The sequence below is a fragment of the Spirosoma liriopis genome, from assembly GCF_023196085.1.
In the GTDB taxonomy this organism is placed as follows: domain Bacteria; phylum Bacteroidota; class Bacteroidia; order Cytophagales; family Spirosomataceae; genus Spirosoma; species Spirosoma oryzicola.
Genome location: NZ_JALPRF010000002.1, coordinates 231,495 through 250,297, shown reverse-complemented (window position 1 = coordinate 250,297; position 18,803 = coordinate 231,495). Strand labels below are relative to the sequence as shown.

The following is an 18,803-nucleotide window of genomic DNA, read 5'->3' as shown; positions in this document are numbered from 1 at the left end:
ATTGGCCTGGTTACTCCATTCGTTCCAGTTTGAAGCGAAACGTAGTTCCTTTTTCCAATTTGCTCATGACGGTGATCTTTGCTTTGTGAGCATTCAGGATATGCTTCACAATGGCCAACCCTAACCCCGTACCACCCCGATCCTTAGAGCGGCTTTTTTCGACCCGGTAGAACCGCTCAAAAATTCGGCTCAAGTGTTCGGGCGGGATACCGGGACCATCGTCTTTGACGGCGATAAGCACATGTTTTTTGTCGGTTTCGAGACTTACGATAACCTTGCCGTTCTCATTCCCGTATTTAACCGCATTTTCGATCAGGTTGGTCATAACCTGCATGATGCGCTGTGGGTCCGCTTTCACCCAGACCGGGCCGGGCTGATCGATTCGTAACTTTAGAAACGTACGTTTGTCGCTGGCAATCGTTTCTAGCTGTTCGAATATTTCTTCCGTCACCTGGGCAATGTCAACGCGCTCAAAGCTCATCGTTACCTCGCCGGTTTCCAGTTGCGAAAGCGCTACCAGATCTTTGACCAACGCATCCAGACCATCCAGACTTTTAGCCGCCTTTGCCAGAAACTTATCCCGCACGAACTCATCATCGACGGCCCCGTCGATAAGGGTATGGATAAATCCCTGCGCGGCAAAAATTGGGGTTTTCAGTTCGTGCGAAACATCGGCCAGAAATTCACGCCGAAATTGTTCCAGCCGTTTCAGTTCATCAATTTCTTTCTGCTTTTTGGCGACATAAACAAAGATCTCGTCGTTCAGCTTCTTGAAGGGATTGACGTTTTTGACGATTGTCTTGCGCGAAATAGCAAAATCACGGATCTTGAGTTTGTGGATGGTCTTGTACATTTTATTGACTTCCCGAAAAACGAGCAGTTCAATGGCGTACAGGACCAGGAAAAACGAGACGCCAAACGAGGAGATTCCCACAACAAACAACATGTTGTTGGTTACGCCTTCCACGAAGGTTAAAAAAACGACCGTCAGCGCCGAAATCAGCGACGCCAGCAGCAAAGCAATAAAGCGGGGGCTAAGCGACATCAACTAAATAAGAGAATGAGTGATTGTGTCCCAGCATAGGCACACAATCACTTATCAATAAACCAATTCGCTCAGTCACTAATTCACTCATTCGTTTATTCGGGCTGGTCGGTAAACATGTAGCCAACTCCTTTAAGCGTTCGAATATGCGTATCCCCGATTTTCTCGCGGAGTTTACGGATATGAACATCGACAGTGCGTTCGAGGACATAAATATCGGCCCCCCAGATTTTTTGCAGAAGTTCTTCCCGGCTAAACACTTTATTGGGATGTTGCGCCAGAAAAAACAGTAGTTCAAATTCCTTTTTGGGTAGAATGACCGACTTGTCACCCTGCGTAACCGAATAATTTTTCCGGTTGATGGTTAGTTCGGCGATATTGATCTGCTCACCTGGATCATCGCGTTGGGCTTCGCGCCGGAAGAGTGCATTAATCCGACTCATCAAGGCACGAGGCTTGATGGGTTTCGTGATGTAATCATCAGCCCCGACATCAAAAGCCGCGACTTCTGAATATTCCTCCGAACGGGCGGTCAGGTACAGAATGTAAGTCTGACGTAATTCGGGTATGTCACGTAATTGCCGACCTGCTTCGATACCGTCTAATTTCGGCATCATAATGTCGAGCATTACTAATTCAGGCAAATAAGTACGGGCAATTTCGACGGCTTTACGACCATCGGTCGCTGTGCGCACATCGTACCCTTCCTTAATCAAATTGTATTCGAGCATTTCGACAATGTCGGCGTCGTCATCTACGACTAAAATGCGATGTTGCGGTTGAGCAGCTTTAGCAGCACTCATGAGAAGCGGAATTGGTGAGAACAGCCTATTAGTTAGCTTAGGCTACTGCGAAGTTACGTGGCTTATCCACAACGTTACGCCTAAACAGTACATACTTAACAAAAATTTAACAAGCAAACAACTTCCATAAGCTTTTGTTACCCGTTGATTACTAACCCATTGAATTCACTCTATACGCTATAAGATTTCAACTAGCCCGCCAACGGGACGGTATAGTCTGTTGTATCCTTTCCAGCTTAAAAAAACTTAATAACGATTAGACTAGAATTCGTGTTTATGCTGCATTATGGATACTCGCGCCCGGGAGATAAAGCTTCCCTTATACGCTAAAATTTCCTGCGTATTACTGTCATTGGTTATTATTATTTACGGATTACATGCACTCCATGGATTATTAATTCCGCTGGTTTTTGCTATTCTATTTTCCGTCCTGCTCTTTCCGTTGGCGCAACGACTTGAAAACTGGCGACTTCCCCGAATACTCGCCATTATCTTGTGTTTAATCCTGACGCTGGCCGTTATCGTTGGCATTCTATACGCTGTTTCGATGCAGATCAGCAGCTTTGCCGAAGTCATACCGCAGTTGATCAAGCGAGGTAACGAGTATCTGGGGCAGCTTCAAACGTACGCCGACGAACGTTTGAACATCGACCGGCAACGCCAGGTCGCTGAAGTCCGTAAATACCTGAACCAAGCTTTGGCTGAAGGTGGCACCATTCTGACCAGCACGCTACTGGCTACGACCAGTACCCTAACGGATGTTTTTCTGGTGCTGCTGTTTATCTTCTTCTTTTTGCTTTACCGCGACTTTTTCCGGTCCTTTTTTTACAGAGCGTTCAATGGTACACGGCGCTCCAAGATAGATGCTGTGCTGAGCGGTATCTACAACGTCGTAAAAGATTATTTGGCCGGACTGGTATTGGTTATTTTGATCATCGGTACCCTAATGACCATCGGGCTATTTATCCTCGGCATTGACTATGCTATCTTCTTCGGATTCTTTGGTGCTTGTCTGGTTTTGATCCCTTACTTCGGAATTTCCATGGGTTCGCTTCTACCCGCAGCCTACGCATTGGTCACGCAAGATAATCCGCTGAAAGCGCTCGGCGTCATTGGCGTTTTTCTCTTTGTTCAAACGTTGGAAGGTAATTTCATTACACCTTATATCGTTGGCTCCAAGGTAAGTATTAATCCGCTGGCGGCTATTATAGTCCTGATTTTGTGGGAAAACGTCTGGGGATTTCCGGGCCTGGTACTAGCACTACCCATGACGGCCATCATAAAAGTGATTTTCGATGCTGTCGAGTCACTTAACCCTTACGGTTTTTTGATCGGCGAAGCCGAAAAGCCCCGTCCACCCATCAAAAACTTTCAGCAACTGGCTGATCATCTACCCAAACGAGCGAAGAAAATTGGCGAGATTGACGAGAAAACGTAGGAAAGCACAAATCAGGTCACAATGCCTACTCAACCCACAATTAAGCTCGTTTTTCAAAGAATGTGCTTGCTCATTTGACTTTTTGCTTAAATCATCTTTGCAAGATACTTGCGTTTTTAGAGCAAAAGCTAGTATATTTGCACTCCCATTGGGAAAAGACGCTTCCGTAGTTCAATGGATAGAATTTCGGTTTCCGGTACCGACGATAGGGGTTCGAATCCCTTCGGGAGCACTTAACAAATTTAGAAGGGCCAGCAGATCGCGATCTGTTGGCCCTTCTAAATTTATAAATATGAATTAACCAGCCTTAGTAGATCAAGCAAAGCGTACTGATTTTCAGTTGCTTTTAGTGTAAGCTTGGTTAAGAGATTAGTTTGGCTTTTCAGCAAGTTTTGGCCTACTTAGGTTGCCACTCAGAACACGAAATACGGTCGGAGCATATTTATCCAGGTAAATAAACAGGAGTAAGGTTGCAGCCAGGGCTACTATTGGACTAAGCCAATACATCACTTCCCCGATTGACGTAACTTCCAGCGTTTTGTGAAGAAAGTAGTTGATGAACGGATGGTATAGGTATAAAGGAAACGAATACCGACGGCCATAATAACCCAACACACTGTCGCTGCGCACAACCAGTTGCAAGGCTAGTAAGAACATTCCAATCGATACGAAAAACGTGCCGCCCAGGAAGTTAACCCTTGACGAATCCTGCCCCCCATTCGACAAAAACCATCCTTCGATAAGTTGTATCCCGATACCTACGGCAATCAATACATAGGTCGTTGGCCTGGAAACGTTAACATCCACTGAATATCGGGCAATAAAAAACCCGATGCATAAGAAGGGGATTGATAAGAGCGACCGGGCATAAATGGGGTGTGCGCTCATACCAAACAAATAATTATAAGGAGTCAGCAGCAGAACAAGAACAATGGTTGCTATTGCCAGATAAGGCAGTAACCTGGTCAGCTTGTAGGTTAGAAAAAACCAGAGGACTACATAACTTAATAAAAGTGATGTCAGAAACCACAGATGAAAGTAAGTACCGGTTAGCAGGGTAAAGTGCGTAGCAAGTGGCTTAAGCGTCCCTTCCGTGAGCCCAACAAACACCAGGTAAAACAAATTAATAAACAAGGTGGCGGATAACAGAGCCGTTATGGTTTTGGAAAAGGCAGATACGGACCGACGAGCATAACTTTTCTCAAAATAATAGCCACTCACCAGAAAAAAGAAAGGCAACGCCCATCGACCTACTATTCCTAATAAAGCCAGCAGTGACGGATGATTGGAATAAACACTGTGACTGATAAATACCAAACAGGCTGCAAAAAAGCGAAAGACATCTATGCTTGCATTACGCTGCTCCATGACCTACAATGCAATGTGGATAATTGGGTAATCGAAAAGGATTACAGACTAGTGAACACAGATCTCGGACCTAACGGTGCACTAATTGTTGACACGTTTACGTTTTTGACTATATAAATCGACATAGAGTTCTGTTTAATTACAATTATCTAAATCTGTTTGTTATAAATAACAACGCTTCTTGCAAGTAGTATCTCCCTACTGCAATAAGAACCATTACTACTTACCTATTTGTTATAATAGCACTAATTAATCAACTTTCTATTTACTATACAAGTATTTATATAAAATTATCACTTATTAATTTGTGCTTATATTATCGTAAATAGTATGGCAGATAAGCTCACGCGTTCTTACAAAATCGTATATGGCGAAAGCCTGTAAAAGCTGGCTTTTCAGACAGTACATTTCGAGCCCTCGTTTATTTGGTCACTGTTCTGGCTCCTACCGATGTACACATTATTTTAAAGTATACAAGGCATATCAACCGCTTTTAGAATTGCTAAAACAGCGACACACCATCAGGCTTCTTATTTGTACAACTGGTGGTCCTGTTAAACGATAGATGATTCAGTATAGTCATGCTTCCCGGTTAAGTAAGTCCTAGTCGAAGGTACACACCATGTCAAGCTTCTCCGTCCAGATTCCACAGCCTTGTCACGAACGTTGGTCCGAGATGCAACCAGACGAGCGGGGTCGATTTTGCGCAAGCTGCCAGAAACTAGTGATTGACTACACGGCTTTTTCGGATCAGGAATTAATTAAGCTACTGAGCAAGCCTTTAGCGACAAACTGTGGCCGTTTTCGAGATGACCAGTTAAACCGCCCATTAGTACCAGCTACTAAGGGCGCTAGACCCGTTTGGCGGCATTGGCTTAGCCTGTTGACAATGAGTTTGTTCGGGTGGCAAGCGGCCCGAGCGCAGGTCAATCAACGTAGAATTCTCTCGCAACCCGCTACCGTATACCAGGCGGCAGAAAAACCGGTTGTTTCGATCAGGGCAATTCCCGTCCGGAGTACACTTGGTCCAAGCACAAAGTGGGTCGTTCGGGGACGGATAATGCGGAATGATTCGAGCGGTACTCTTTTACCGGTATCGGGAGCTTATGTATCAGTTTCTCGATCAGGAGAACGATGGGTTACGCAATCGGATGATACGGGTGCTTTCAGCCTGCCGATTACTACCCGTATCGATACTACGGCTTTTAAGGTTGATGTACATGCCTTAACTTTTTGGCGCGGACAAACTACGTTTCAGGGGTCACCATCAAGCCCGGTCATTGAACTAAACGATATACTGCTCTATTCGTATGGTCGGCCTATTTCAGTAGCCATTACGGGTGGAGGCATCGCGATTCTTAAAACACCCTCTCGCTGGCAGCGGCTTAAGCGTAAGTTATTTCATTGAAGCGCACTCGTTGCCCTTACCAGAGCGTATTACACAGGAGAGCGTTTGTTCATGTAAATCAACATACAGCAATAAAGCTATTCCATCAATGAGTAGCTTTATTAGAGGCTTCCTTGCCGTAACAGAAGCAGGACCGCCAAACCACTGATCCATTCTGTGGTTTTTGTTTTTGTACCGCTTAGCGTCGTATAAATTGCTTCGCGCAACACAACCTTTCCTCATTTTATTTTACTTTTACTAGAAAAGCTCCAAATCTTTCTTATGGACACGCCCACAACGAATCAGACATATCCTTGGCTACGCTTTTATCCCAAAGGTGTTCCCCACGAAATAAATCCGGATGCTTACCCGTCTCTGGCAGCTTTGATCGAGGAAGGTTGTCAACGATTCAGTGATCGACCCGCTTACGCCTGCATGGGTAAGCAGATCACGTATGGCGAGCTGGACCGTCTGTCAAAACAGTTTGCGTCCTTTTTGCAGCATGATCTGGGTCTTAAAAAAGGAGATCGGCTGGCCATTCAGATGCCAAACGTTTTGCAATATCCAATTGCCATGTTTGGGGCATTACGCGCTGGGCTGGCGGTGGTTAATACGAATCCTTTGTACACTCCGCGTGAAATGCAGCACCAGTTTAAGGATTCTGGTGCAAAGGCCGTTGTGATTGTGGCGAACTTTGCGGCCAATCTGGAAAAGATTCTCGATAAAACCGACATTCAGCACGTCATTGTAACGCAACTAGGCGATTTACTGGGCTTTCCCAAAAAGCAAATTGTCAATGCGGTTGTCAACTACGTCAAGAAGCTGGTTCCCCCGTATAAACTGCCCAATGCCATTTCGTTCAACGATGCGCTGAGCCGGGGCAGTCGTCACAGCTTCCAGCCTGTGGATATTAAAAGCAGCGACCTCGCCTTTGTTCAGTACACGGGAGGAACCACGGGCGTTTCGAAAGGGGCTATGCTCACACAGCGAAATATGATTGCCAATGTCGAGGGTCAGCACGCCTGGATTCGACCGGCGGGCATACCAGAAGGCCAAGGCATTTTTGTGGCCGCCTTACCCCTCTATCACGTTTACGCCCTGACGACGAATGCGCTATCGGCGCTGAGAAGCGGTTGCATGAACTTGCTGATCACGAACCCGCGTGATCTCAACGCCTTTATCGACGATCTGAAAAAATACAAGGTATCGGCTTTCACCGGTGTTAACACCCTTTACAATGGACTTTTGAACCACCCCCGAATCGGCGAAGTCGATTTTAGTGGTTTGCGGGTAACCTCGGCAGGTGGCATGGCTTTACAGACATCCGTAGCCGAACGGTGGGCTAAGCTTACGGGTAACACCCCCTGTGAGGGCTATGGACTTACCGAAACCTCACCTGTGCTATCGTCTAATCCTGTAGGTGAGGGTATCCGCGTTGGAACGATTGGTGTTCCGTGGCCCAGCACCCAAATGAAAATCATTCGTGAAGACGGTACCGATGCACCCCTGGGCGAAGCTGGTGAAATTGCCGCTTTCGGCCCTCAAGTATTTACGGGCTATTACAACCGTCCCGAAGAGACGGCTCAGGTTATGTTAGGAAACTGGTTCAAAACGGGAGACATTGGCGTAATGAATGAAGACGGTTATTTCAAAATCGTTGACCGTAAAAAAGACATGATTCTGGTATCAGGTTTCAATGTCTACCCGAACGAAATCGAAGATGTCGTTTCGCAGTGCCCCGGCGTTCTTGAAGTTGCCTGCATTGGCGTTCCCAACGAGAAGTCGACCGAGATTGTTAAGGTTTTTGTGGTGAAGAAGGACCCCGCCTTGACAGATGAGACCATTAAAGCTTTCTGCCGCGAAAATCTGACGCCTTATAAAATTCCAAAATTGATCGAGTTTCGAACCGAATTGCCTAAGTCGAACGTGGGCAAGATTCTGCGCCGGCCGCTGCGGGATGAAGAGCTAGCAAAAATAAAAGGTAAATAACCAACCCCAGGCAGAAACCCATTCAAAAGGTCCTGTACTAATCGACAAAAAGCGGCCCCTGAGAATTACCCAGGGGCCGCTTTTATGACTGAGTCTAACTATTTAAGGACTGAATTTCCTCCTGAAATCCTTTCACTTGTTTGATGAACTGGCTGGCTTTCCGGCGCGATACTTCTATCCGATGACCATTGACCAAACCAACACTCAGTTGTGGTCGTTTCGGCTGAACGGTCTCCGGATAAACACCTTCCAGATACAGCAGATTGATAATATTTTTTTTGTGCGGTCGGACAAAGACCTTTGATGACAACCGACTCTCCATTTTTTTAAGCGTCAGCGAAACCATGAGCTGGCTACCATCCGAGAAGTGAAAGAGGGTGTAATTACCTTCTCCTTCCAGCCGAACAATTTGATGCATCGGCATCTTTTTGCGGTAACCCCAGAATGGTAAAACGAGATCGGGCATGTCGAACTGGAGAGCAATTTGTTCGACATAGGCGCTGGATAGCGGCTCTTGAAGCAAAGCGGCTTTCATAATTAATCTATTTTAATGGTGTGAATAAGTAAACTGCCTGCCTATTTCCACATACATAAATATGCTCCATAGAGTAAGCGTGTTCAATTATACAAAAAATTCATTATCAATTCATTAACCCGCAAAAAAATTTGAATCATATGAAAAGTTTGGATAATACCATTTCTAAAAAAATTGCGTCACATCCGGGAGAAAAAACCGCCATGCGAACTTATTGAATCCATTTGACCTTAAATCGACATAGTTTATTCCAGATGTATTGGCATGGCAACCCTGCTTGATTTAGTCGGCAATACGCCGTTGATAGAATTGAATCGCCTGAACCCTAATCCCAACGTTCGATTGTATGGTAAGCTCGAAGGCACGAACCCCGGTGGTAGTGTGAAAGACAGAGCTGCTGCCAGCATGATTCAGGGCGCGTTATCTCGTGGTGAATTAAAACCGGGCATGAAGCTTATCGAAGCGACCAGTGGTAACACCGGCATTGCTTTAGCCATGATTGCCCGACTTTACGACATAGATATTGAGTTGGTCATGCCCGAAAACTCTACGCGGGAGCGGGTACTGACCATGGAAGCATTCGGTGCAAAAGTGATCTTGACCGAAACCATTGAAGGAGCCCGCGATTACGCCGAAGACCAGGTCAAAAAAGGAGGTTATCTGATGCTTAATCAGTTTGCTAACCCCGATAATTACTTAGCGCACTACCGAACCACCGGACCGGAAATCTGGCGCGATACAGACGGGCAGATTACTCACTTTGTTTCGTCGATGGGAACCACAGGTACGATCATGGGAACCTCCCGTTATTTGAAAGAGCAAAATCCGGCTATACAGATCGTCGGTTGCCAGCCAACGGATGGCTCGTCGATTCCGGGCATTCGGAAATGGCCCGTCGAATACCTGCCCAAGATTTTTGAACCGCAACGAGTAGACCGCGTCATTGACGTATCAGCCGATGATGCTACTCAGCAAACGCGGAAGCTGGCGAGCGTAGAAGGTGTTTTCGCGGGTATGAGCAGCGGTGGTGCCGTATGGGCTGCCCAGCAGTTAGCCCAGGAGCTGGATTCGGGGGTTATTGTCTGCATTATCTGCGACCGGGGCGACCGCTACCTTTCTTCCGACTTATTTGGGTAAACTTAGTGGACCGTAGCGGCCTTCTTGCGCCAAGACCGTACCTTTGCTGCCATGTATAAGCGCATTATTCTGCCCTTGCTGTTCCGTTTCGATGCGGAAACGATTCATCATGCCGTTACAACGGTGCTTAAATTTGGCCTAGCCCTTCCCGGTGTATCCGCCGTTTGCCGCAGATTATTCGTCATTGAGGATCAACGTTTAAACCGTACCGTTTTCGGACTTACGTTTCCAAATCCGGTTGGAATGGCAGCCGGGTTCGACAAAAACGCCGAACTGGTCAGCGAGTTGAGTGACCTGGGTTTTGGTTTCGTTGAGATTGGCACCGTAACCCCACGCCCGCAACCGGGAAATCCCCGCCCCCGTCTGTTTCGGTTAAAAGCCGATGGTGGCTTGATTAACCGAATGGGTTTCAACAATAAAGGAGCAGGCCCGGCGGGTGGACGATTGCGTCACTTCGCCAAAAACCGGGGCGGACGCAACGTGATTATTGGCGGCAACATCGGGAAGAATAAAGATACCCCGAACGAAAGTGCACTGAACGATTACCTTGTCAGTTTCCGTGAGTTGTTCGATGCGGTCGATTACTTCGTGGTCAACGTTAGCTCGCCCAACACACCAGGGCTGCGCGACCTTCAGGAACGGGAACCCCTAACCCGTTTGCTGACCGCTTTACAAACCGAAAATCGTCAACGGGCCACTCCTAAGCCGATTTTATTGAAAATAGCGCCCGATTTAACCAACGGGCAGTTGGACGATATCATCGCTATCGTCAGCGATACCGGCATCGCAGGCGTCATTGCAACCAACACGACGATAAGCCGCGACGGTTTACGAACAGACTCAGCCACCGTCTCCCAGATCGGTGCTGGTGGTGTGAGCGGACGCCCCTTGCGCGAGCGTTCGACGGAGGTGATTCGTTACCTGCACCAGCAGTCGGGCGGGGCGTTTCCAATCATCGGGGTTGGTGGTATCTTCTCCCCCGAAGATGCGCAGGAAAAACTCCAAGCGGGAGCGAGTTTGATTCAGGTTTATACCAGCTTCATCTACGAAGGGCCAGGACTGGCAAAGCGCATCAACAGGGCCCTATTGAAAGACGTGGTAACCTCGCCCCTACCGACTGTCTAGCCGTATACTAGACGACCTTGGCCCGTTCCCACAGTTTACCCGAAATCTATGTTTTTGTGCGCGGATTTTCGCCAAAAAATGGGAAATTTACCACTGCCGCTACAGCTTTATCTCAACGCATGGCACAACCAACGACATCATCTCGCCAAAATTCAGTTCGTCAACCACAGCCAGACCGTAACCGTCAGAACACGCCCCGCCCTAATCGCGAGGCCGTTTCGGCGGGTCCGTTGCGGGAGAAAAGACCATCCTTGAACTGGGGAGCCTCACTGGATCGTTGGTTCAGCGATCAACGATCGGCGCTTACCTTAGGCGTTTTGTTGATGCTCTTATCGATTGGTCTGTTCATTGCCTTCATTTCGTACATGACGACCGGGCACGCAGATCAAAGTGTGGTCGGATCGGCTTTTTCGGAACCATTAGCCGAGTCAGGCACCGAAACCCGTAACTGGGTTGGGCTGGTCGGTGCTTTCGTAGCCCACGTCTTCGTGTTTCGCTGGTTTGGAGTTGGTGCACTGGCGTTGCCGATGATTATGTTCTTAGCCGGCTACAAACTTACGCTTGGCCGTGAACTGTTTCCGTTGAGCCGTGCAACCGCAGGTCTGCTCTTCCTGGCGGTTTGGGCTAGTTTATTAGCCGGTTATATTGTTCTTGCTACGGATTCTGCCGAAACAGCCAGCGTGTGGTGCGGAGGGCTTGGCTACGAATTCAACGTAACGCTTTACAGCTTATTCGGCTGGGGAAACTTAGCTTTCATCGCCTTTTCTCTGTTTCTATTCGTCGTTTACTTCTTCGACGTTAGAAACATTAAACTACCTAGTTTGTCAGCGCCCGATCTGGCCGGAAGCCTACGTTCCAAATCCCCTAAACGGCCTGACGCCACCTTGCAGTCTTACGAAGAAAGTGAAATCGAGGAAGACAACGAGGAGGAAGAAGAGCCGGTTCCTGTCAACACAGTTCCCGTTGCAACACCTAATCTCTTCGTTGAGAAGGAACCCGAAGTTGTACCCGTTAAGCCGGTTGAGCCGGTAATCGACAATAATGTTCAGGAAACCGTTTCAGCTTCGCTGCCCGAAGTCATTGCCAAAACAACTGGCGTTACGCTGACGATCAAAAACCGCGAATCCGTTACCGACGATTCAGCGGATGCTGAGCCCTCGGAGCTGAGCGCAACTCCTGCGCCTACCTTCGAACCTGATGCATTCGATGAAAATGACTTGGTAGCGACTCACGGCTTGTACGACTCAACCCTCGATTTGCCGCAGTACCAATATCCAACCAACGAGCTACTCACCGATTATCAAAACAATCGAAAGGCACAGGTTTCTGACGACGAGCTGACCGCGAATAAAGAGCGGATTGAAACGACTTTACGCAATTTTGGGATCGAAATCGATTCGATTCAGGCGTCTATCGGGCCAACGGTTACGCTGTACGAGATTGTACCGGCCAAAGGCGTTCGTATTTCAAAAATCAAAAGTCTCGAAGACGATATTGCCCTTAGCCTGTCGGCGTTGGGTATCCGCATCATTGCCCCGATGCCAGGTATGGGAACAATCGGTATCGAGGTGCCCAACAAGAACCGGGAGATGGTCTCGATGCGCTCGGTGATTACGAGCGACGTTTTTGCCAGCAGCAAATTTGATTTGCCGGTTGTGTTGGGTAAGACCATATCCAACGAGATTTACGTAGCCGATCTGGCAAAAATGCCGCACTTACTAATGGCGGGTGCTACGGGTCAGGGGAAATCGGTAGGTCTGAACGTCCTGCTTACGTCGCTGATCTACAAGAAACATCCGTCGCAACTAAAGCTGGTGCTGGTAGACCCCAAAAAGGTGGAGTTGACCTTGTTCAACAAGCTGGAACGGCATTTTCTGGCCAAGCTACCCGATTCGGAAGAGCCGATTATAACGGATACGAAAAAGGTGGTCAACACGCTCAACTCGCTTTGCATCGAGATGGACAACCGGTACAACCTGCTTAAAGACGCGGGTTGCCGTAACCTGAAAGAATACAACGCCAAGTTCACAAAGCGTCGATTGAACCCGGAAAAAGGGCACCGGTATCTACCGTATATTGTGCTGATCATCGACGAGCTGGCCGATTTGATGATGACCGCTGGAAAAGAAGTAGAACAGCCTATTGCCCGGCTGGCTCAGCTAGCGCGGGCCATCGGTATTCATCTGGTTGTCGCTACGCAACGGCCATCCGTGAACGTTATTACCGGATTGATAAAAGCCAATTTCCCCGCCCGTCTGTCATTTAAAGTAACGTCGAAGATCGACTCACGAACCATTCTGGACACGGGTGGAGCCGAACAGCTCGTGGGTATGGGCGACATGCTGCTATCGTCCAACTCAGACCTTATCCGTTTACAGTGCCCATTCGTGGACACGAACGAAATTGAAGATCTGTGTGACTTTGTGGGCAACCAGCGCGGTTACGACGATGCTTACGCGCTGCCCGAATTTGTCGGTGATGAGGGTGGTCAGGGTGAAGAAAAAGACGTGGACCTCGACAATCGTGATCCAATGTTTGACGAAGCGGCCCGGCTTATTGTGATTCATCAGCAGGGAAGTACATCGCTTATTCAACGGAAGCTTAAGCTTGGTTATAATCGCGCAGGCCGGCTTATTGACCAATTGGAGGCCGCTCGAATCGTTGGGCCTTTTGAGGGAAGTAAAGCCCGCGACGTGTTGGTTCAGGACTTACAGCTACTCGAAGAAACGCTGAAACGACTAAAAGGAGAATAAGTCGTTAATAAGCTCACTAGTAAACAATTGTGTTAAACTATTCTTTCTGTCTATAGTCTAAGCAGAAAGGAGAAATTCAATAAATAGACCACCTTTTCAATTCGAATTTTGGAGTAAATACAGAGAGATGAAAAAAGTAGCATGGATACTGAGCATGGCGTTAGTGCTGTCACTACCTGCCGCAGCTCAGAAAGATAAGCGGGCAAAGACTATTCTGGACGCAATGAGTAAACAATATCAGGCACTGAAATCATACCAGGCCGCTTTTACTTATGCCAGCGCTGGAGCGGGGGCCAACGACTCATTCAAAGGAGATCTAGCCGTTAAGGGTCCGAAGTTTCGCTTAAAATTGGGAGGGCAGGAAGTTTACTCAGATGGGCAAACAATGTCTACCTATGTCAAAGAGTCTAACGAAGTAAACGTTCAGGACTACGAAGCAGCAGCAAACGGTGAACTAAACCCGACTCAGATTTACACGATCTACAAGCGCGGGTTCGATTATCGTTTTTTGAAGGAGCAAAAACAGGGCGGCAGAACACTCGAAGTTATCGAATTGACGCCAAACCGTCAGAAAAGTCCTATAGCAACCGTCCAGATTTCGGTAGATAAAGCCGACAAATCTGTTCGGAACTGGCTGATTATTAACAAAGATGGGAAGCGTACTTCGTACACGATCACCAAATTTACCCCGAATGTCAACGTACCAGACACGTATTTTGTCTTTGATAAGTCAAAATACCCAGGTGTCGAAGTTGTTGATTTACGGTAACTAATAAAACTTTTGACTACGGGGTGTGATCGACTACTTGAGAGTTGACACACCCCGTATTGGTACACGTTGTTTTAAACTTTCGCGCCGTACGAGAGATCGCCAGCGTCGCCGAGTCCGGGGACAATGTACGAATGCTCATTCAGGTGATCATCTATAGCTCCCAGCCACAAATGGCATTGCGGTAATTGCCGTTGGACATACCGAATACCTTCTGGACTGGCGATAACAGCGGCAATATGGGTTTGCGCCGGAATTCCGTAGCGAAGCATCGCGTGATATACTTTTTCTAGCGAACGGCCCGTGGCCAGCATCGGGTCACTAAGGATCAGTGTTTTCCCGCTTAAATCTGGTCCGACGATATAATCCATCGCAATCTCAAACTCGTCACTTTCACTGGCGCTGTACCCCCTGTACGCTCCGGCAAAAGCGTTCTCAGCCTGATCGAAATAATTGGCGAACCCCTGGTGAAAAGGCAACCCCGCACGTAAGATCGTCGCCAGAACTGGCTGTTGCCTAAGCAGTTGTGTATCGGCTATACCGAGTGGTGTTGGTACCGATACATTGTGATAAGGTAACGTTTTTGAGATTTCATAAGCCATCAACTCACCAATTCGTTCGAGATTCCGTCGAAAACGTAAACGGTCTTTCTGAATCGATACATCGCGAAGTTCAGCTACGAATTGATTAGCCAGCGAGGGCTGTTGCGCAAAAACAAACATAGATTACGGTTATCTTTCCCCGTAAATTAGCCCGATGACTGGCGTATATCCAAACCAAATGCCTAATTTGTCGCTCAGATAAGGCAAATTGAGTGGATGAACGGAGTGGAGTGAGCAATCTTGTAACTTGTATGCAGCGTTTTCTTTACGTTTTCTTATTTCTAGTAATATCATTTTCTGGCTGGTCACAAAGTCCATTTGTGCCCTTAAATACGGACTACTACCACTTAATCGACCGATTGGAGATCAGACAGGGCCACTGGGCCGATGGCTTCCATAGTTCTGTGAAACCCTACAACCGGCAAAGCGTTATTCAACTCACGGATAGCTTACTGGCCAAACCAGGCCGGGGTTTTTCGGATACGGATTACTTCAACTTCAATTATTTACAGGACGACAGTTGGGAATGGGTTCGCTCCACGGCGGATTCACTCGTTCGTGATCCATTCACGAAGCATCTGCTCCCTCCCCCGTCCCCCGGTGACAGCGAAAGATCCTTGGGTCAAACGGTATCGTTTCTCAAGCCTTTCTACCACAAAAAAGCCGACTTCTATAGTCTGCAAACTCCTGACTTTGACTTGCACGTAAACCCCGTTTTTTACTTTGGTATCGGGGGCGAACAGGTTTCTGGCAACGCTGCCAGCTCAGACGAGTCGCTACGCAATCCGTTTGTCAACACACGTGGACTTGAAATTCGGGGTACCATTGGTAAGAAAGTAGGTTTTTACACCTTTTTTGCCGACAACCAGGCGATTTATCCGCAGTACATAAACGATTATGGCCAGCTCTACCAGGCGACGGAAGCGGGTGGTGGATTTGCTCCTGGAGAAGGTTTTACAAAAGTACGTAGCCAGAACGGACCTGATCTCATCCGGAGAGGAGCCGACTTTATTTCGGCTCGGGGTTACTTTACGCTCAACGTCCTAAAAATAATCAATTTGCAATTTGGCCACGACCGTAACTTCTTCGGTAATGGCTTCCGTTCACTGCTTCTTTCGGACAACAGTGCACCTTATCTTTTCCTGAAGCTGACGACCCGACTGGGCAAGAAGATTCAGTATACCAACTTATTTACCGAATTACAAAATACGCAGGATGCGGTAGCGGCCAGTACGCTGTTCAAGCAGAAGTTTGCAGCCATGCACCACCTCAGCGTAAATATCACTCCTCAGATCAATCTAGGTGTATTTGAAGCCGAAGTATTCAGCCGAGACCGGCTGGATCTAAACTACCTTAATCCAATCATTTTCTACCGCTTCGTTGAATCATACCGGGGCAGCGCCGATAACGCGATGATTGGGATTGATCTTAAGGCTAATTTCCTTTCCCGCTTTCTGGTGTACAGCCAACTTCTGCTGGATGAGTTCAGGCTAAGTGACATGTTGTCGGGTAAAGGGAACTGGACCAATAAGTTTGCTTTCCAGTTGGGTGGTAAATACATCGACGCGTTCAACGTGCCGAATTTGGATATCCAGGCGGAAATGAACCTGGCTCGTCCTTATACGTATTCTCACCTAACGTCGCCTTATGTGACGGCCGGACAAGGAAACTACGCGCATTACAGCCAGCCGATGGCTCACCCACTCGGTGCCAACTTTCTGGAAGGTCTGGGTATCGTTCGGTATCAGCGTAACAAATGGTCTGGCAACGGTATCTTCGGCGTCATGATGTACGGAGCCGACCAGCCAGGCCGTAACTTTGGCGGCAACATTTTGCTCAACTACGATACCCGAAATGGCGATTTAGGAAACTACATCGGTCAGGGTCGTAAAACCATCGTTACCTACGCTGACGTACGCGCTTCCTATATGATCCGTCATAACATCTTTCTGGAGGGGCGCTTGTTGTACCGCTTTAAGGACAGTCAGAACGAAGCCGAAGCGTACACAGATAAACTAGCTAGTTTTGCGTTGCGCTGGAATCTGCCTTACCGAAACTGGGTTTTCTAACGCTAGTTTTTAGAACCGACTTTTGAGTTTTCGTCGGATAGTAGCCAACTTTGGCAATCGTTTGCTTTCCATCAACAACAAATAGCAGCAGACGAGTATTCAAACTTGCTTTTCAATGCTTGACATAATTCGCCACGAACTGGCCGAAGCCCAGTCCGTCTTAGATACATTTCTTAGTAATCCTGATCACCTTACTGCTATCGAACAAGCCGCCCGGCTGATGGCTGAATCCCTGAAAAAAGGTGGTAAAATAATCTCCTGCGGGAATGGCGGCTCTCACTGCGACGCAATGCATTTTGCTGAAGAGCTTTCCGGACGTTATCGGAATGACCGTCGGTCGTTGGCTGCAATCGCCATTTCGGACGTAAGCCACATTTCTTGTGTCAGCAACGATTATGGGTACGAGTTTGTGTTTTCACGCTTCATCGAAGGACTTGGCAACGAAGGAGACGTACTGTTAGGGCTTAGTACAAGCGGAAATTCAGCGAACATTATCAGAGCAGTCGAAGCCGCGCGTTCAAAAGGAATGTCCGTTATCTTACTGACGGGAAAAGATGGCGGTAAACTTGCCGGAAAAGCAGACGTAGAGATACGAGTTCCTCACTTTGGCTATGCCGACCGTATACAGGAGATTCACATCAAAATTATTCACTTGTTTATTCTTCTAATCGAGAAACAAGTAATTGGTGAGTAACGAGCTCGATGCACATAGGGTATGAAATATACCAATAAGTAGCCTCTGTTTTAGAATAAAGCAATCTTTTTTATATCTGGATAAAAGACACAAAAACGTGTCTTTATCCTGCTTTTTTATTGAGTGGTACAGTCAACTTTTTCAATTTACATTTCTATTTATACTAAGTAACTTATCTTACCAAGCCTGTTTTTATACGTTTTGGTTAGACCATACATTTGGCTGCATTCTATTACGTAGATAATTCTCTATTATTTTCTTCTAGAACAAATAGCCCTTTGATAGAATATGGACCATGAAGAATTAATTACCTGAATTTCAGCTATTCGATTTATCGTTTAACCAAGCATAAGACAGTTATAAGATACGTTTCAAGGTACATATTATGTAACTTTTATACGTTTGTAAAGAGGATAGCTATTGGCTGGTTAAGTTAACTTTACCTGTTGACGGACAATAAATTACAGCATTACTGGTAGTAATAAAAAACTATTATTGATATATATACTTTTAACTAACTAATGTATTTTTATACAAGTGTGCTTATTTGTTAAGGAGTATCCTATTACACTATAGATAATAGTTATAGCTAAAATTTTCATTTAACATTTCCTTGATTATACTTGAACAGGGTTAATCCTAACTAGATAGTTTTCATACTAAATTCCCTATTTAGTCACAAAGATTTTTATCCTTTATGCAAACCTCTGCCCTTCTCAATTGGTGCTCAAATCATGGCTAAATCAAGGTGTCCCCGTTGTCAGCATACATCGTTCGAGCTTCAGCCCGCTTCGGTTAAGAACAGCGTCTATCAACTGTATTTTGTTCAATGTACGGCTTGCGGTACAGTTGTGGGCGTAGTTGATGACAGTATGCACATGGCCGTTACGCTGTCGGAAACCCTCAATATTAAACTTTAGTATTTCTGGACATGGTGATGGTTAATTTCTACGCATAGGGTAGTGTCTGGACGGAATATACTGCTGGCAACGGTTCGCCCCGTCAGCTTTATAGTTAGCCCCAGCGACTCTGCCAAAACAATTAGATTTTCTAGTTCAACGACTTTTGCTCTTATCTCGTCAGCAATTT

General features: G+C 46.8%; 14 protein-coding genes and 1 tRNA gene. 10 read left to right on the top strand and 5 right to left on the bottom strand.

The annotated features are described in order from the left end of the window. Positions 1-10 precede the first annotated feature (10 nt). Both M0L20_RS10180 and M0L20_RS10175 read right to left on the bottom strand, forming a co-directional pair. On the bottom strand, positions 11-1,045 hold the full coding sequence (locus tag M0L20_RS10180; RefSeq protein ID WP_232560794.1) for a sensor histidine kinase: 1,035 nt from the start codon (positions 1,043-1,045) through the stop codon (positions 11-13). Positions 1,046-1,140: 95 nt separating this feature from the next. Beyond that, complete coding sequence (locus tag M0L20_RS10175; protein WP_232560793.1) at positions 1,141-1,848, bottom strand: response regulator; 708 nt, start codon at positions 1,846-1,848, stop codon at positions 1,141-1,143. Positions 1,849-2,134: 286 nt separating this feature from the next. Between M0L20_RS10175 and M0L20_RS10170 the strand changes: the two genes are divergently transcribed. Together M0L20_RS10170 and M0L20_RS10165 are read left to right on the top strand one after the other, a co-directional pair. Then, on the top strand, positions 2,135-3,286 hold the full coding sequence (locus M0L20_RS10170) for an AI-2E family transporter (RefSeq protein WP_232560792.1): 1,152 nt from the start codon (positions 2,135-2,137) through the stop codon (positions 3,284-3,286). Between the two features lie 160 nt (positions 3,287-3,446). Then, a tRNA-Arg gene (locus M0L20_RS10165) sits at positions 3,447-3,518 on the top strand. 137 nt (positions 3,519-3,655) lie between these two features. Here M0L20_RS10165 and M0L20_RS10160 read toward each other — a convergent pair. Then, positions 3,656-4,654 carry an acyltransferase gene (locus tag M0L20_RS10160; protein WP_248476825.1) on the bottom strand — a complete coding sequence of 333 codons (999 nt, stop codon included), beginning with the start codon at positions 4,652-4,654 and terminating at the stop codon, positions 3,656-3,658. 622 nt (positions 4,655-5,276) lie between these two features. Between M0L20_RS10160 and M0L20_RS10155 the strand changes: the two genes are divergently transcribed. Next, entirely contained in the window at positions 5,277-6,062 is a 786-nt protein-coding gene (locus tag M0L20_RS10155) for a hypothetical protein (protein WP_248476824.1), read from the top strand. Positions 6,063-6,323: 261 nt separating this feature from the next. Further along, positions 6,324-8,030: an AMP-binding protein gene (locus M0L20_RS10150; protein ID WP_248476823.1), complete on the top strand. Its 1,707-nt coding sequence runs from the start codon at positions 6,324-6,326 to the stop codon at positions 8,028-8,030. A gap of 94 nt (positions 8,031-8,124) precedes the next feature. On the opposite strand, the gene M0L20_RS10145 is transcribed toward M0L20_RS10150, so the two are convergent. Then, the gene (locus M0L20_RS10145; protein WP_232560788.1) at positions 8,125-8,565 is read right to left on the bottom strand and encodes a LytR/AlgR family response regulator transcription factor; all 441 of its coding nucleotides are present in this window, start codon (positions 8,563-8,565) and stop codon (positions 8,125-8,127) included. Between the two features lie 264 nt (positions 8,566-8,829). Between M0L20_RS10145 and cysM the strand changes: the two genes are divergently transcribed. From cysM to lolA1, 4 genes are all read left to right on the top strand, one after another. Then, positions 8,830-9,702, top strand: a complete 873-nt coding sequence (gene cysM / locus M0L20_RS10140) for a cysteine synthase CysM (protein ID WP_248476821.1) — start codon at positions 8,830-8,832, stop codon at positions 9,700-9,702. A 51-nt stretch (positions 9,703-9,753) separates the two neighbouring features. Continuing rightward, complete coding sequence (locus M0L20_RS10135) at positions 9,754-10,827, top strand: quinone-dependent dihydroorotate dehydrogenase (RefSeq protein WP_248476820.1); 1,074 nt, start codon at positions 9,754-9,756, stop codon at positions 10,825-10,827. Positions 10,828-10,946: 119 nt separating this feature from the next. Beyond that, entirely contained in the window at positions 10,947-13,580 is a 2,634-nt protein-coding gene (locus tag M0L20_RS10130; RefSeq protein ID WP_248476819.1) for an FtsK/SpoIIIE family DNA translocase, read from the top strand. Between the two features lie 127 nt (positions 13,581-13,707). Next, positions 13,708-14,349: an outer membrane lipoprotein periplasmic chaperone LolA1 gene (gene lolA1 / locus M0L20_RS10125; RefSeq protein ID WP_248476818.1), complete on the top strand. Its 642-nt coding sequence runs from the start codon at positions 13,708-13,710 to the stop codon at positions 14,347-14,349. A 74-nt stretch (positions 14,350-14,423) separates the two neighbouring features. Here the strand turns inward: lolA1 and upp are convergent, their stop codons facing one another. After that, positions 14,424-15,071, bottom strand: a complete 648-nt coding sequence (upp, locus tag M0L20_RS10120; RefSeq protein WP_232560783.1) for a uracil phosphoribosyltransferase — start codon at positions 15,069-15,071, stop codon at positions 14,424-14,426. 200 nt (positions 15,072-15,271) lie between these two features. Here upp and M0L20_RS10115 point away from each other — a divergent pair, with 200 nt between their 5' ends. Then, positions 15,272-17,020: a hypothetical protein gene (locus M0L20_RS10115; RefSeq protein WP_354004170.1), complete on the top strand. Its 1,749-nt coding sequence runs from the start codon at positions 15,272-15,274 to the stop codon at positions 17,018-17,020. A 115-nt stretch (positions 17,021-17,135) separates the two neighbouring features. Beyond that, positions 17,136-17,714 (top strand): D-sedoheptulose 7-phosphate isomerase, encoded by a 579-nt coding sequence (gene lpcA / locus M0L20_RS10110; RefSeq protein ID WP_232560781.1) that lies wholly within the window; start codon positions 17,136-17,138, stop codon positions 17,712-17,714. Positions 17,715-18,803 lie beyond the last annotated feature (1,089 nt).

Coding starts and splice junctions, on each gene's coding strand:
- M0L20_RS10145 (WP_232560788.1), bottom strand. CDS start 8,565: ATGAAAGCCGCTTTGCTTCAAGAGCCGCTATCCAGCGCCTATGTCGAA.
- M0L20_RS10170 (WP_232560792.1), top strand. CDS start 2,135: ATGGATACTCGCGCCCGGGAGATAAAGCTTCCCTTATACGCTAAAATT.
- lolA1 (WP_248476818.1), top strand. CDS start 13,708: ATGAAAAAAGTAGCATGGATACTGAGCATGGCGTTAGTGCTGTCACTA.
- upp (WP_232560783.1), bottom strand. CDS start 15,071: ATGTTTGTTTTTGCGCAACAGCCCTCGCTGGCTAATCAATTCGTAGCT.
- lpcA (WP_232560781.1), top strand. CDS start 17,136: ATGCTTGACATAATTCGCCACGAACTGGCCGAAGCCCAGTCCGTCTTA.
- M0L20_RS10155 (WP_248476824.1), top strand. CDS start 5,277: ATGTCAAGCTTCTCCGTCCAGATTCCACAGCCTTGTCACGAACGTTGG.
- M0L20_RS10135 (WP_248476820.1), top strand. CDS start 9,754: ATGTATAAGCGCATTATTCTGCCCTTGCTGTTCCGTTTCGATGCGGAA.
- M0L20_RS10160 (WP_248476825.1), bottom strand. CDS start 4,654: ATGGAGCAGCGTAATGCAAGCATAGATGTCTTTCGCTTTTTTGCAGCC.
- M0L20_RS10150 (WP_248476823.1), top strand. CDS start 6,324: ATGGACACGCCCACAACGAATCAGACATATCCTTGGCTACGCTTTTAT.
- M0L20_RS10175 (WP_232560793.1), bottom strand. CDS start 1,848: ATGAGTGCTGCTAAAGCTGCTCAACCGCAACATCGCATTTTAGTCGTA.
- M0L20_RS10180 (WP_232560794.1), bottom strand. CDS start 1,045: ATGTCGCTTAGCCCCCGCTTTATTGCTTTGCTGCTGGCGTCGCTGATT.
- cysM (WP_248476821.1), top strand. CDS start 8,830: ATGGCAACCCTGCTTGATTTAGTCGGCAATACGCCGTTGATAGAATTG.
- M0L20_RS10130 (WP_248476819.1), top strand. CDS start 10,947: ATGGCACAACCAACGACATCATCTCGCCAAAATTCAGTTCGTCAACCA.